The 14,217-nt window shown below is 67.1% G+C and carries 10 protein-coding genes and 1 pseudogene; 1 reads left to right on the top strand and 10 read right to left on the bottom strand.

Annotated elements, in window-relative coordinates; all coding sequences use genetic code 11:
* Nucleotides 1–18: 18 nt before the first annotated feature.
* From CW348_RS08610 to CW348_RS08640, 7 genes and pseudogenes are all read right to left on the bottom strand, one after another.
* The gene (locus CW348_RS08610) at nt 19–1,248 is read right to left on the bottom strand and encodes a cytochrome P450 (RefSeq protein WP_016189313.1); all 1,230 of its coding nucleotides are present in this window, start codon (nt 1,246–1,248) and stop codon (nt 19–21) included.
* Nucleotides 1,248–2,492, bottom strand: a complete 1,245-nt coding sequence (locus tag CW348_RS08615) for a cytochrome P450 (protein ID WP_011293226.1) — start codon at nt 2,490–2,492, stop codon at nt 1,248–1,250. The genes CW348_RS08610 and CW348_RS08615 overlap by 1 nt, the downstream gene beginning before the upstream one ends.
* The gene (locus CW348_RS08620; RefSeq protein WP_181140042.1) at nt 2,489–3,082 is read right to left on the bottom strand and encodes an ATP/GTP-binding protein; all 594 of its coding nucleotides are present in this window, start codon (nt 3,080–3,082) and stop codon (nt 2,489–2,491) included. The genes CW348_RS08615 and CW348_RS08620 overlap by 4 nt, the downstream gene beginning before the upstream one ends.
* Nucleotides 3,063–3,419: a DUF742 domain-containing protein gene (locus CW348_RS08625; protein ID WP_011293228.1), complete on the bottom strand. Its 357-nt coding sequence runs from the start codon at nt 3,417–3,419 to the stop codon at nt 3,063–3,065. The genes CW348_RS08620 and CW348_RS08625 overlap by 20 nt, the downstream gene beginning before the upstream one ends.
* Entirely contained in the window at nt 3,416–3,829 is a 414-nt protein-coding gene (locus CW348_RS08630) for a roadblock/LC7 domain-containing protein (protein ID WP_011293229.1), read from the bottom strand. Before CW348_RS08630 ends, CW348_RS08625 begins: the two co-directional genes overlap by 4 nt.
* Nucleotides 3,829–5,226, bottom strand: coding sequence for a sensor histidine kinase KdpD (locus CW348_RS08635; RefSeq protein WP_104612914.1), 1,398 nt, complete (start codon nt 5,224–5,226; stop codon nt 3,829–3,831). The genes CW348_RS08630 and CW348_RS08635 overlap by 1 nt, the downstream gene beginning before the upstream one ends.
* Nucleotides 5,227–5,903: 677 nt before the next feature.
* Nucleotides 5,904–7,636: pseudogene (locus CW348_RS08640) on the bottom strand (AMP-binding protein).
* Between the two features lie 156 nt (nt 7,637–7,792).
* Here CW348_RS08640 and CW348_RS08645 point away from each other — a divergent pair.
* Nucleotides 7,793–8,653: a LuxR C-terminal-related transcriptional regulator gene (locus tag CW348_RS08645; protein ID WP_104612915.1), complete on the top strand. Its 861-nt coding sequence runs from the start codon at nt 7,793–7,795 to the stop codon at nt 8,651–8,653.
* A gap of 54 nt (nt 8,654–8,707) precedes the next feature.
* Here the strand turns inward: CW348_RS08645 and CW348_RS08650 are convergent, their stop codons facing one another.
* From CW348_RS08650 to CW348_RS08660, 3 genes are all read right to left on the bottom strand, one after another.
* Nucleotides 8,708–9,460: a helical backbone metal receptor gene (locus tag CW348_RS08650; protein WP_104612916.1), complete on the bottom strand. Its 753-nt coding sequence runs from the start codon at nt 9,458–9,460 to the stop codon at nt 8,708–8,710.
* A gap of 157 nt (nt 9,461–9,617) precedes the next feature.
* Entirely contained in the window at nt 9,618–12,860 is a 3,243-nt protein-coding gene (gene icmF / locus CW348_RS08655; protein WP_104612917.1) for a fused isobutyryl-CoA mutase/GTPase IcmF, read from the bottom strand.
* 142 nt (nt 12,861–13,002) lie between these two features.
* The gene (locus CW348_RS08660) at nt 13,003–13,977 is read right to left on the bottom strand and encodes a hypothetical protein (RefSeq protein WP_016189318.1); all 975 of its coding nucleotides are present in this window, start codon (nt 13,975–13,977) and stop codon (nt 13,003–13,005) included.
* Nucleotides 13,978–14,217: the final 240 nt, after the last annotated feature.

Below are 14,217 nucleotides of genomic sequence, written 5' to 3' on the forward strand. Positions count from 1 at the left end.
CCCGGTTTTACGGGGGAACTACGGGCGCAGGATGACCGGGAATTCTTTAAGGCTGTTGACGATCACCGACGGGTTGGGGACGAGCTCCGAGTCGTCCACGGCGAGCTTCATGTCGGGGTAGCGTTCGAACAGCATGGGCAGGGCGACCTGCGCTTCGAGGCGGGCCAGGGGGGCGCCGGGGCACACGTGAGGGCCGTAGCCGAAGGAGATGTGGCGGCTGCTGGTCTTCCGGGTGACGTCGAAGACTTCAGGGTTGTCGCCGTGCTGGCCGCGGTCGCGGCCGATCGCGCCGTAGGAGATCATCACCGAGTCGCCCTTGGCGATGGTCACCCCGCCGTATTCGATGTCTTCGGTGGCGAAGCGGAAGATGAAGTTGGTGGTGGGCGGGTCCCAGCGCAGCGATTCTTCGATCGCCGCCTCCCAGGTGGCCTTGCCGGTGCGCAGGAGTTCAAGCTGGTCGGGGAAGCGCAGCAGGGCGCGCACCGTGTTTGTGAGCAGGTTGACTGTGGTCTCGTGCCCGGCGGCCACGACGATCTGGAGCGTGCCGAGGACTTCCTCGTCCGTCATCCGGTCGCCGTTCTCGTTGGCTTGCAGGAGAGCGGTGGTGAGGTCGTCGCCGGGGTTGGCTTTCTTCCGCTCCATCAGTTCGGTGTAGAACTGGACGAGGGCTTCCCGGGTGGCGAGGAACTCTTCGGGCGGGGTCACGGAGCTGAAGAACTTGTCGTAGAGGCTGCGCAGCTGCCCGTGGGCTGCTTCTTCCACCCCGTACAGCTCGCCGATGACCCGCATCGGCAGTTTGAAGGAGAACTCGCTCTTCAGGTCCTGGGGTTCGTTGGCGCGTTCTTCGAGGGCGTCGAGGAGTTCTTCGGTGATCTCGCGGATGCGGGGCCGGAGTTTCTCTACGCGGCGGGGGGTGAACGCCTGGGCGGTCAGGGTGCGCAGGCGTTTGTGTTCAGCGCCGTCCGTGCCCAGCAGGTTGGTGGGGGTGGGCGGGATGACGCTCAGCAGCGGCCAGGTCGGGGAGATCTCGCCGCGGTTGTAGGCGCCCCAGTGCGCCATGTTTTTCGACAGGCGGGAGTCGGTGAGGAGTTCGCGGGCAGCCTGGTGGTGGGTGACGGACCAGGTCCGCACCCCACCGGGCAGTTCAACCCAGGCGATCGGTCCGGCCTCGTAGAGGCGTTCCCGTTCACCTTCCAGATCGGAGACGTAGGGATCGAGGACAATCGGATTGTCGGTAGGCGAAGCCATCACTGACCTCCAATGGGGGGAACGGGGGTAAAGACCACTGGAAGCGCGACGAGGCCGCGCATCCAGGGGGAGGGACGCCAGCGCAGTTCGTCAACCGGGACAGCGAGTTCCACGTCGGGCAACCGGTCGAGGAGGACTTCGATGCCCGCGGTGACGATGATTTCGGCAAGTTCTGGGGCGGGATAGGGGCAGCGGTGTTCTCCGTGGGAGAACGACAGGTAGGCCTGGTTTCCCTGGCTCATCCGGCATTCCGGCCCAGGGTTGATCTGCGGGTCGCTGTTGGCTCCCGCGAGCCCGAGGAGGACCAGGTCGCCGCGGCGGATCAGCTGGCCGCCCAGTTCGACGTCGTGGGCGGCGTAGCGGCCCAGGTAGATCTGCGTCGGGGTGTCTTCCCACAGCACCTCGTTGAGGGCTTCGCGCACACTGCTGCGGGCCCCGGTGAGGGAAGCGGCGAACCGGTCGTCGGTGAGCATCAAGCGCAGGGTGTTGCCGAGCCATTCGGTGGTCGGCTGGTGGCCGCCGCCCAGGATCACTACGAGGTCAGGGATGAGTTCTTCGTCGCGGAGCTTGGCGGGGTGGTGGACGAGTCGGCTGACCACGTCGGGGCCGGGCTGTTTCCGCCGCTCCGCGACGAGCGTGCCCATGGTCTGCAGGAGGAACTGCTGGGCTTTCACCGCGTCAGGGCCGCTGTCGATCATGGTGGTCATGGCCTCGGCGAGCACTTCGGCGTGCTTCTGGTCGAGGCCGTACAGCCGGCCCAGCACGATGGCGGGCAGCCGGGAAGCGTAGTCGGCGCGCAGGTCGGCTCGTGAGGCAGCGCAGAACCCGTCGATCAGCCGGTCGGCAGCCTGGACCGCGTACTGGCGGACTTCGTGCTGGTCTGCCCCGGATAGCGCGTCGCTGATGGCCGTAGCCCTGCGACGGTGTTCTTCTCCTTCGGAGTAGAGGATGTTGGGGGTGCGCGTGACCATCGGGTAGAGCGGCCAGTTCTCCGGCACCAGGTCCCACGCATTCCACCGCCGGGAGCTGCGGGCGAACGTTTCAGGGTGGTTGAGGACGTGGGTGACTTCCCGGTAGCCGATGACGAGCCAGGCGGGGATGTCCCCGTCGAGGAGGACGGGGGCCACCGGCCCGTAGTCGGTGCGCATCTGCCGGTACAGTTCGGCGGGCTTGTTCTGGAACTGGGGACCGTACAGGCGGAAAGCGTTCTGGTGGCTGCTCGGTATGCCGCGTTGGGCGTTCATCGGAGGGCCTCCCCCGCGATGGTCGTCATCACATGTCGGACCAGGGTGACCAGCACCTGTTTGGCGGACTCTCGTTCCCGGGCGTCGCATTCCAGGAGGGGGACTGAGGGGTCCAGGTCGAGTGCCCCGCGGATCTGGTCCAGGGTGTAGGAGGACCCGAAGTTGTTGTGGGCGACGACGAAGGGAGTGCCTTGCGCCTCCAGCCGGTCGATGGAGTACCAGGAGTCTTCGAGTCGGCGGGCGTCGACGAGGACGACTGCGCCGAGCGCCCCGGTGAACAGCCGGTCCCACAGGAACCAGAAGCGCTCTTGGCCGGGGGCGCCGAACAGGTAGAGCACGAACGTGTCGTCGACGGTGATGCGGCCGAAGTCGAAGGCCACGGTTGTCGTGGACTTGTTGGGGATTCCGTGGAGACTGTCCACCCCGGCTCCTGCCTGGGTCATCGTCTCCTCGGTGTTGAGCGGACGGATTTCGCTGACCGCGCGCACCAGGGTGGTCTTGCCGACGCCGAATCCGCCGACGACGACGATTTTCAACCCGTGTGCGGCTGTGGCGGGCAGCACTGTGGATTCAGAGGTTGTGGAGTGCAACGAGAACCTTCTCCAGCACGGCCGGGGAAACGGGGACTGTCGCGGAACCCGTAGTAACGGGGTGGCGGGCTGTGACGTACCCTGCGTCGAGCAAGTCGGTCAGCAGGATGCGCACCACGGTGACAGGCAGTTCGAGCCGGGCGGCGATCTCCACAACCGCCATAGGACGTCGGCACATCTGCAGGATGCGAGCGTGTTCCGACTGCATTCCGGGCGTCGGGTCGGACTCGGTGACGATGAGCGTCACCGAGTCGAGTGCCTCGTCCCCACCGCGGCTGCGTCCGGAGGTGATGACGTAGAAGCGATCGGGTCCCTCCCGGTCGATGGCTCTGCTCATGCTCTACCAGACAGGGGTTCAGCGGTACGGACTCCGACGCTGAGGTGTTCGCCGATCTGTTCGACGAGCTCGTTCATGTTGTGCCCGGTCAACCCGGGATCGGCGTCCTCGGCGGCGATGACGGCGAGGTGGGCTCCAGCGCCTGCTTCGATGATGAACAGCAGTCCGCCGTAGAACTCGGCCATGGCTTGGCGGACTCCACCGGCCCCGTCACCGAACTCCATAGACGCACCGTGCGCGAGGCTCTGCATTCCGGCGGCGATGGCCGCGAGGTGGTCTGCCTGGTCGGTGCTGAGCCCGGAGGTGTGGCACAGCTTGAGGCCGTCCCGGGAGAGCACGAGAGCGTGGCGGGCTCCGGGGGTGCGTTCCAGGAGATTTTCCAAGAGCCAACTAAGCTTGGCGAGATCCATCAGGATTCGTCCTCCTGAGTCCGGTTAGGGGTCGTCTTGCGTACCGCGGCACGGAACGCTCCGAAGCCCTCTGCCGACGTGGTCGGCGTGCGGCGGGCGGGCGGCTTCGGGGCCTGCTGTCGCCGCTGGGCTGCGGCGAGGGTTTGACCGCGGCGGCGTACCGGGAGGCCGCTGGCGTTGCGGATGGCGGCCTGCGCAACGGGTTCGGTGGTTGCGGTCCGGCCGGAGGGGGCGGTCTGCGGGGCTGGGGTGCGCGGCTGCCGTTGGGGCGCGGCTGGCGGTGCACTGGCCGCGGAGGGCTGCGGCGCGGTTTTGAGGATGCGCTGCGGGACGAGCATGACTGCCGCGGTGCCGCCTCGGGAGGAGGGCCGGTAGGAGACGGACAGGCCGTAGCGGCGGGCGAGGGCGCCGACGACGGCGAGGCCGAGCCGGCTGCCGGAGAGGTTGGTGAGGTCTCCCCCGTTGCTGACGGCTTCGCGGGCGCGGCGCAGCGCTTCTTCGCTCATGACCAGGCCGCTGTCTTCGACGGTGATCGTGACTCCTGCCTGCACCTCTTCCACGTAGACGTGGACCGTGGAGGAGGGCGGGGAGAATTTCGCGGCGTTGTCGAGGAGTTCCGCGAGGGCGTGGATGACTCCTTCAGCCGCGTATCCGATCACGGCGAGGGTGGAGGTCGAGTGGCAGCGCACGCGCTTGTAGTCGCCGATACGGGCCATGGCGCCGCGGAGGATGCTCTCCATGGGAATGGGGCGGGTCCAGCGTCGTCCGCTGCGGGCCCCGGTGAGCACCGCGATGCTGTCGGCGACCCGTCCAGCCTGGGCAGTGCTGTGGTCCAGGTGCATGAGGTCGCCAAGGATGTCTCCCGCGGGGGTGTCGTTGCCGTAGCGTTGCTGCATTTCCCGCAGGTCGGCGGCCATCGCGGTGGTGATGGCTTGGACTCGTCCGGCCGCGGTGGCGCAGGCCGCCATGGCGGCAGCGCGCTGGCGTTCGCTGCGCGCGATTTCGGTGGCCACGGTTTCCAGCACGGTGCGGTGGACGGAGTCGACGGTCTCGTTGACGCCGTCGAGCGCGGTGGCTGCGGACGCTCCTGAGCGCACCCGCTGCACCACGGTGGGAAGGGCTTCGCCGACGAGCCGCTGGGCGTCGGCGGTGATCCGGTCGGCACGGTCGGTCGCCCGCGCGGCCCGTGCGGATTGGTAGTACATGACCACCCCGAAGGCGACCAGCAGGATGATGGAAGCCCCGCCCGTGAGCAAGACGGGCAGCAGGATGGTTGAGGGGGCGCTCCACGCTGTCCAGGTCCATCCCGCGGCCATGATGAGGACGGCGGCCAGCAGGAGAAGAACGCCCAGCGGCGTTGCGCCCGTGTGAGTGCGAGCAGTTTTCTGATCAGTCATTATGGTTCGCGTTCAGGCACGTCACTGAAATGTGGGGATAGGGGGGATCAGCAACGGTTGACGCCACCATCCTCCAGAGATCAAAGATGTGTATTGATTGTCATGAAATCGCGTCTGGGGATCTGAACCCGATCCCATGGCGTTTCACCTTTGGGACGCCTCACCGCCACTGCGGCAGCATAGCCGAGCGATGGACGTCCCTAAAGCTCCTAAACGAGAATTCTCTATTGTTTACGGTTAAATCAGTCTCGATAACTCCAAATCATGGAACTGATCAGCAGCAATGACATATGGCGCCGTTATGCGTAATACGAATTTTTTCGTCTCAGTCAGGTCATCACATCATCCCATCAATTGGAACATTACAACCTAAGCAATCATTCTCATATTTGTCGTGACATCTGTTCTGACGAGGAGAAACAACGGGATCGCCGGATCACGGCCCCACGCAGGTGACCTTTTTCTTTCTTGTCCACTTTCTTGCCAGGAAGGCACATCTGGGGCCTTCGCCACCGCAAATCCCGCACTGCGATCCGTGAACTAGACCACTTTTGCCGTCGCGGACGCACTGCCCCGAACCGACCGACCGGCGCGGCACCCGTCCCGCTGCACCGGGAGAACACCCACAGGAACCGCAAAAAGGCCGGAGCCTGCGGCCCCGGCCTCACCTCGGACTATTACGAACGGCGCAGTTCCGGAAACTCGTCGTCGCGCCACTCCTGACTCGCCTGTCCCGTGCCCTCAGCACGTTCCTGCTCCTGCTGCCGCAATTCCACTCGGCGGATCTTGCCCGAGATCGTTTTCGGCAACTCGGCAAACTCCAGCCGCCGCACCCGCTGAAAAGGTGCGAGATTCTCCCGGGCATACCGCAGGATCGACAGCGCTGTCTCCCGTGTCGGCTCGTATCCGGGGGCCAGCGCCACGTACGCTTTGGGCACTGCCAGCCGCACCGGGTCAGGGGCGGGCACCACCGCGGCCTCCGCCACCGCTGGATGCTCGATGAGCACGCTCTCCAGCTCGAACGGGCTGATCTGTAGTCGGAGGCTTTGAACACGTCGTCGGTGCGCCCAATGTAGGTGATGTACCCGTCAGCGTCCCTCCGGGCGATGTCGCCCGTGTGGTACCAGCCGCCTTCCATCGCCTCCGCGTTGCGCTCCGGGTCGTCCTGGTAGCCGCGCATGAGCATCACCGGACGGGCCGACAGGTCGAGGCAGATCTCGCCTTCCTCGGCGGGCTGTCCGCTGCGGGGATCGATCAGCACGACCGGGCAGCCGGGGAGCGGGCGGCCCATCGACCCGGGTTTGACCGGGGAGCCCGGGGTGTTCCCCACGACAGCGGTCATCTCGGTCTGCCCGAATCCGTCGCGCAAGGTCAGGCCCCAGGCTCGGCGCACTTGGTCGATCACCTCGGGGTTGAGGGGCTCACCTGCGGCGACGATCTCCCGCAGCGCGCCGGGGCCGCCGGAGAGGTCCGCGTTGATGAGCATCCGCCACACGGTCGGCGGTGCGCAGAACGTGGTGACCCCGGCGCGGCGGATGTGCGCGAGCAGCGCCGCAGCGTCGAACCGGGAGTAGTTGTAGACGAACACGGTGGCTTCGGCGATCCAGGGAGTGAAGAAGCAGCTCCACGCGTGTTTCGCCCAGCCCGGCGAGCTGATGTTGAGGTGGATGTCGCCGGGGCGCACCCCGATCCAGTACATGGTCGTCAAGTGGCCGAGGGGATACGAGGCTTGGGTGTGCTGGACGAGTTTGGGGCGGCTCGTAGTACCGGAAGTGAAGTACAGCAGCAGCGGGTCGTCCGGGGCGGTCTCCGGGTGTGCGATCTTCGGTTCAGCGATCGTGGCGGCAGCGCGGTAGTCGGCCCAGCCCGGGACGTCGCCGTCCACGACGATCCTGCCGTAGTCGCCGGGCACTTCGGCAAACTTCGCGGTGTTCGCGGCAGAGGTCACCACATGTTTGGCGCCGCCGCGCTCGATCCGGTCAGCCAGGTCGGCCGGGCCCAGGGCGGTGGTGGCCGGGAGGATCACCGCGCCGAGCTTCATCACGGCGAGCATCGTCTCCCACAGTTCCACCTGGTTGCCGAGCATGACCATCACCCGGTCGCCGCGCCGCACCCCCTGCTCTGCCAGCCAAGCGGCTACCTGGTCGGAGCGGTGGACCATCTCAGCGAAGCTGTACTTCGCTTCGCTGCCGTCCTCTTCGACGATCCACAGCGCCGTGGTGTCGTTGTCCCGCGCGTAGACGTCGAACCAGTCGATCGCCCAGTTGAACCGGGGGCCCAGGTCAGGCCAGCGGAACGTCTCCACCGCGGTGCGGTGGTCTCCGGACAGTCCCAGCAGGGTGTCGCGGGCGCGACGATAGTTCTCGGTTGCGGAACCGTCGGTCACGTCTCCCCCTCGAGGTCGGTTCATGGTGCTGTCCACGGCAGTAGCGGCCTCCCAGCCCTGTGGGCGCCGGTACGGCCTCTTGCGGGGGACATCCTGACCTCGAAGTGAACTGGGTCACTACCCCCGAAATGGGGTAACGTGGTCTGCGTCACTCATATGTCGACCCCGGGGGTGTGGCCTATGACGATCCCTCCCGGCCCGTATTCCCCGAACCCCGCTCCCCTGCTGGCCCGCGCACTGCGTGCGCTGCGCCGTGACACTGGTCTTCCCGTCGCTTTCGGCGGCCCGGTCTCCCGGGACGGCCGGGGGTTCGTGATCGAGCAGCTCGACGGAGCCCGGACGACGTCGCTCCTTCGCCTTCGGGTCCAGGCCGGTGCCGGGCTCGGCGGTCGGGCGCTCGCACTCGCCCGCCCGTGGGTCGTGGACGACTACTTTGCCGCTGAGGAGATCACGCACGTCTACGACCACGCTGTTGCTCCAGAACACTTGCGGTCGATCGCCGCAGCACCCGTGGTCGTCGACGGGGCGCCCCGCGCTGTGCTGTACGTGGCGAGCCGCAGCTCGGTGGACTTCGGAGACCGGCTCTTGGAATCGGTGGCCCGTGTCGTGCAGCTCGTGGAGCGGGACCTCGCCGTTGAGGAAGAAGTGCGGCGCAGACTGGCTGCCGCCCCGCCAGCCCTCCACTCCGCGGAAGTGCACGAACTGGTGGCTGAGCTGTCGCAGATCGCCGCCACCGTCCAAGACGAAGGGATCCGGCGCCGTCTCGTCGACGTGTGCCGCCGCACCCGGCTGCTGGCGGGCCGTGTCCCGTCAGCGGACCGGTCCCCTGCCCCAGCCGTGGCAGCGGTCCGGTTGTCTCCGCGGGAACGGGAGGTGCTGGCAGAGGTCGCCAGGGGGTGCACGAACGACGAGGTCGCCGAGGCGCTGGGGCTGCTGCCGAACACGGTGAAGTCGTATCTGAAGAGCGCGATGCGCAAGCTTGGCGCAACCAACCGGGTGCAGGCGGTCAACCTGGCGCGTGCCGCAGGCGCCCTCGACTGACCCTGACCGGCCGCGGTCGTGCGGCGTGTCCCGGTGGCGCCTAGCGGGCACCGGTTACTGGACGAGCGCAGCCAGCCCTTCTTTGGCGTGCAGCAGTGACGGCCCGTACCAGGTGAGCAGCCGGCCGCTGACCAGCACGGTGGGAGCACAGCGGAACGCTTCCGGCCCGTCCTGCGGGGTGAAGGCGTAGGGTTCGTCGGGGAGGACGACCAGGTCCACATCGTCCCGGTCGATGTCGGCGAGCGCCACTTTCGGATAGCGCTCGGGATGGTCGGCGAACACGTTGGCGAGCCCCAAGCGCCGTGCCAGGTCCCCCGTGAACGTCGCCGACCCCACCACCATCCACGGGTCGCGCCACACGGGGATCGCCACCCGGGCCCGTACCGGGGGAAGCGGGTGCGACCACAGGCGGCGCGCCTCTACCAGCCAGTCGGGCAGCGGCCAGCACAAGGCTTCGGTGAACAGCCGCGTCAGCGAGTCCAGTGCTTGCGGCACGGTCTGGATGACCGTCACCCACACCGGGATGCCTGCGGCGCGCAGTATGCGCACGTCCAGTTCCCGGTTCTCCTCCTTGTTCGCGATGACCAGGTCGGGGCGGAGCGCGGCGATCGCCGCCCGATTCGGGTTCTTCGTGCCGCGGACCCGCGCCACATCGAGACCGGCGGGATGGGTGCACCAGTCTGTCGCGCCGACCAGCGCCTCCCGTCGGGTGTGGGCGATCGCCTCGGTCAAGGAAGGGACCAGCGACACCACGCGCCGTGCCGGACCCGACACTGAGACCGGAAACCCCATGTCGTCGTAGGCCACCGCACTACCACCCTCTCCGTGCCGCGGTCGTCGTGCGCCGCCCGTTCTCTCGCCTTGCGGACCGGGAAAGTCCAAGCCCGCACACTGGACGAGCCTGCCAGCCGTGCGGGCTGGCAGGCTCCGAACCCAGCCATTCCAGTCAAGGACTGGCAACCGGTTACACGTTTCTCCGGTATTGGCCTCCCACTTCGAAGAACACGTCGGTGATCTGCTGCAGGGTGCATACCCGTGCCGCGTCCATCAGCACCGCGAACACGTTCTCGTTGTTGATGACCGCCTGCCGAAGGCGTTCGAGTTCCCGCTCAGCCTCCTCCCGGTGCTTTTCCCGGAATTCCCGGACCCGGCGCAGTTGCGACTGCTTCTCCTCCTCGGTGGCACGGGCCAGGGTGATCTCTTGGGCCGCGCCGTCGTCCCCGTTGGGGTTGCGGAAGGTGTTGACGCCGATGATGGGCAGCGATCCGTCGTGTTTGCGCTGCTCGTACAGCATCGACTCGTCTTGGATGCGGCCGCGCTGGTAGCCGGTCTCCATAGCGCCGAGCACCCCGCCGCGTTCGGTGATCCGGTCGAATTCGGCGAGGACCGCCTCCTCCACCAGGTCGGTCAGCTCGTCGATGATGAAGGAGCCTTGGAGCGGGTTCTCGTTCATCGCCAGGCCCCATTCCCGGTTGATGATGAGCTGGATCGCCAGCGCCCGGCGCACCGACTCCTCGGTGGGGGTGGTGATGGCCTCGTCGTAGGCGTTGGTGTGCAGGCTGTTGGCGTTGTCGTAGATCGCGATGAGCGCCTGCAGCGTGGTGCGGATGTCGTTGAACTGCATCTCCTGGGCGTGCAGGGACCGCCCCGACGTCTGCACGTGGTATTTGAGCTTCTGCGAGCGCTCATTGGCGCCGTACTTGTCGCGCATCGCGATCGCCCAGATGCGGCGCGCCACCCGCCCCAGTACCGAGTACTCGGGGTCCATGCCGTTGGAGAAGAAGAACGACAGGTTGGGCGCGAAGTCGTCGATGTGCATGCCCCGCGCCAGGTAGGCCTCCACGTAGGTGAAGCCGTTGGCGAGGGTGAACGCGAGCTGGGTGATCGGGTTCGCCCCGGCTTCGGCGATGTGGTAGCCGGAGATGGACACCGAGTAGAAGTTGCGGACCTGGTTGGCGATGAACCATTCCTGGATGTCGGCCATCATCCGCAGCGAGAATTCGGTGGAGAACAGGCACGTGTTCTGTCCCTGGTCCTCTTTGAGGATGTCGGCCTGCACTGTGCCGCGCACCGACCGCAGCGCGTTGGCACGGATCTCCGCGGCTTCCTGCTCGTCGGGGTCCCGGCCGTGCTTGTCCCGGAACGCGTCGAGCTGCTGGTCGATGACCGTGTTGAGGAAGAACGCCAGCACGGTGGGGGCCGGCCCGTTGATGGTCATCGACACCGACGTGGTGGGCGCGGCCAGGTCGAACCCGGCGTACAGCTCCTTCATGTCGTCGAGCGTGGCCACGGAGACTCCGGAGGTGCCGATCTTGCCGTAGATGTCGGGTCGGGGATCCGGGTCGCGGCCGTACAGGGTGACGGAGTCGAACGCGGTGGAGAGCCGGGTCGCGGGCTGGCCTTCGGACAGGAGTTTGAAGCGCCGGTTGGTGCGGAACGGGTCGCCTTCCCCCGCGAACATGCGGGCGGGTTCTTCGTCGTCCCGTTTGAACGGGAAGACGCCCGCGGTGAAGGGGAAGAAGCCGGGAAGGTTCTCCCGCCGCAGGAAGGACACGAGTTCCCCGTGGTCGGTGTAGCGGGGCAGGGCGACGCGGGGGATCTTCGTGCCTGCCAGGGACTCGCGGTGGAGCCGGGTGCGGATCTCGCGGTCGCGTACTTTGATGACCTGCTCGTCACCGGAGTAGGAGGCCACCACGTTCGGCCAGTTCACGAGCTGCTCGGCGACGTCCTCGGGGACTTCTTTGCGGGCTTTGGCGAGCAGTTCGTCGACGGCGCTGGTGTCGTGTCCCGCCGCGGCGAGGTCGCGGGCGGTTTCTTCGAGCCGTTGGACTCGGCGGACCGCGGAGACAAGCCGCCGGGTCTCCGCGTGGTAGGCGCGGACGGTGTCGGCGATTTCGGAGAGGTAGCGGACCCGGTGGGGCGGCACCACCTGGGTGATGCCGGTGGAGTGGCGGACGTCGACGCGGGGGAGGACGCCTTCGCTGACGGGCAGGCCCCGCTCGGCGAGAAGGTCGCGCAGGTGCTGGTAGAGCGCGGTGACCCCGTCGTCGTTGAAGGTGGCGGCGGAGGTGCCGAACACCGGCATGTCTTCGGGTTTGATGCCGAACGCTTCCCGGTTGCGGATCAACTGGCGGCGCACGTCGCGCAGGGCGTCGTGGGCGCCGCGCCGCTCGAACTTGTTGATCGCCACCACGTCGGCGAAGTCGAGCATGTCGATTTTTTCGAGCTGGGAGGCGGCGCCGAACTCGGGGGTCATCACGTACAGGGACACGTCCGAGTACGGCACGATCGCCGCGTCGCCCTGCCCGATGCCCGGGGTTTCCACGATGATCAGGTCGAATCCGGCGGCTTTGACGACGGTGAGGATGTCGTCGATGTGTTCGGGGAGCTCGCGGCTGCCTCGGGTGGCCAGGGAGCGGTAGAAGATGTGGTCGCTGTCGATGGAGTTCATGCGGATGCGGTCGCCGAGCAGCGCCCCGCCGCCGCGGCGGCGCGTGGGGTCGATCGCGATCACCGCAATCCGCAGTTTGTTCTGCTGGTCGAAGCGGAAGCGGCGCACCAGCTCGTCGGTGAGGGAGGACTTCCCGGAGCCGCCTGTGCCGGTGATGCCGAGGACCGGCGGGGCGGAGGCAGCTGAGCGCAGCCAGGACCGCTCTTCGTCGGTGAGGCGGCCGAGTTCCGCTCCGGTGATGGCGCGGGCGAGGGCGAGCCGGTCTCCGGCGACGACGGCTTCCAGGTCGGCCCGGCGGTGCTCCCACAGGTCGTAGTCGCATTCGCGGATGAGGGTGTTGATCATCCCGGCGAGGCCGAAGCGCTGGCCGTCTTCGGGGGAGAAGATGGTCACCCCGGATTCGCGGAGCCGGGCGATCTCCTGGGGGACGATGACGCCTCCCCCACCGCCGTACACCTTGATGTGGTCGGCGTGCTGTTCTCGGAGCAGTTCGACCAGGTATTTGAAGTATTCGACGTGTCCGCCCTGGTAGGAGCTGACCGCGATTCCTTGGACGTCTTCTTCGAGGGCGGCGTCTACGACCTCACGCACCGACCGGTTGTGTCCCAGGTGGATGACTTCGGCTCCCTGCGATTGCAGGATGCGGCGCATGATGTTGATCGCCGCGTCGTGCCCGTCGAACAGGCTGGACGCGGTGACGAACCGCACGGGGTGGGTCGGACGGTGTAGTGCCCCTGGCGTGGCCTTGTCGCTCATCTGGGACCTCCCGGAGCGAGAAGCGAATTAGTAGGACTACCAACTAAATAGTAGGTCATCCAACTTTTTCCGTCTCAAGCGACTCGCTTTTTCCCCGGGACACGCTCTCCTGCGCTGCCCCTGGAGAGGCGCAGCACCCCCTCTACCGCCACGAATCCCAGGGGTTCCACGGCGGGAGCGACGACCGCTCACCACTGCGGAGCAGGTGCACCGGCACCATTGCTACCAGCACCATCAGGCACGCGGCCAGGAATGACACCCCGTCAGCGAACCGCACAGCAGCCGCCAGCCAGCCCCCACAGCCGGCCCAAACCCCAAGCCACCCGAGCGTGAAGAGCATCTGTGCGGCGATCGCCTGCAGCCCGCGCTCCCCCTTCAGCCGGAACGTCATCGAGGTGTGGGCGATCACGGCAAGCGCCAGCACCCCCTGCCCCACCGAGGAGAACTCCATCTCCACCCCGTCCAGCAGGGCCACCGCGGCGCCAAGCCCGCCCAGGAAGAAAGCCCGGCTCAACAGCAGGTGGCCGAGCGGCTTCCAGGAGAACGAGGCCACCCGGGACAGCACGTCACTGCACAGCCGGTAGACGAGGTATCCGACCGCGACAGCCAGTACGGGGGTCCCCAGACCGGTGCCCAGGCGGGCCCCCGCCCACGCCTCGGACAGCCATCCCCCTAGCCACAGGCTGACGGGAAAGCCGACCGCGAGCACCGGCACGACGAGGACCGCCGTGAAGATCGCGTACCGCCAGCGCGCCAGCTCGAAGAGCTCTCTTGACAGGGCTACGCGGAGCGCATTCTCCTGCTGGGCACGGAGTTCAGCCTGGGCAACCGCCGTAGTGACCAGGTCCGCAGGCGAACCCGTAGCGGGCAGCACCATGGTGAAGGCGTCCCTTGTGCCCGCCCACATCCCCGGCGCGGCAGTCTCCCGCAACGCTCGGGCCCGGATATAGGCGCGGATCACGCCGATGGGGACCAGCACGAAGATCCCGACCACCGCCGTGAAGACCGCCGTCGCCACCAGGGGACGTTCTCCCAGCGACACCCCTGGGACCAGCTCCGCCGCACCCCACACCCCCACGGCCAGGGAGAGTCCATTGCGTACCACACTGCCCGCCATCCCGCTGCCCCTCTGTGCTCGCCCGTCCGCTGCAGAACGCCGCCCCTGCGCTAAGGCGTTCCCTTGACCAGAAGAACAACTCCGCATGACCCAGAGTTGGCCTGTTGCGGCCACCGCAGACGGCTGCTCCGATCGCGCGCCCTCCCGGATTCCGTCCACCCCGTCCGAAAAAACCGCAAATAAGTACATTCCTCGCGAAGTTCCGGGTACCGAAAGGCGCATGACCGTTCCCACACACCT

The organism is Thermobifida sp. (assembly GCF_017577275.1).
Taxonomy (GTDB): Bacteria; Actinomycetota; Actinomycetes; order Streptosporangiales; family Streptosporangiaceae; genus Thermobifida; species Thermobifida fusca.

What these genes read in the sequence shown, in the direction of transcription:
- CW348_RS08610 (WP_016189313.1), bottom strand. Translation starts at nt 1,248, where the DNA reads ATGGCTTCGCCTACCGACAATCCGATTGTCCTCGATCCCTACGTCTCC.
- CW348_RS08615 (WP_011293226.1), bottom strand. Translation starts at nt 2,492, where the DNA reads ATGAACGCCCAACGCGGCATACCGAGCAGCCACCAGAACGCTTTCCGC.
- CW348_RS08625 (WP_011293228.1), bottom strand. Translation starts at nt 3,419, where the DNA reads ATGAGCAGAGCCATCGACCGGGAGGGACCCGATCGCTTCTACGTCATC.
- CW348_RS08630 (WP_011293229.1), bottom strand. Translation starts at nt 3,829, where the DNA reads ATGGATCTCGCCAAGCTTAGTTGGCTCTTGGAAAATCTCCTGGAACGC.
- CW348_RS08635 (WP_104612914.1), bottom strand. Translation starts at nt 5,226, where the DNA reads ATGACTGATCAGAAAACTGCTCGCACTCACACGGGCGCAACGCCGCTG.
- CW348_RS08645 (WP_104612915.1), top strand. Translation starts at nt 7,793, where the DNA reads ATGACGATCCCTCCCGGCCCGTATTCCCCGAACCCCGCTCCCCTGCTG.
- icmF (WP_104612917.1), bottom strand. Translation starts at nt 12,860, where the DNA reads ATGAGCGACAAGGCCACGCCAGGGGCACTACACCGTCCGACCCACCCC.
- CW348_RS08660 (WP_016189318.1), bottom strand. Translation starts at nt 13,977, where the DNA reads ATGGCGGGCAGTGTGGTACGCAATGGACTCTCCCTGGCCGTGGGGGTG.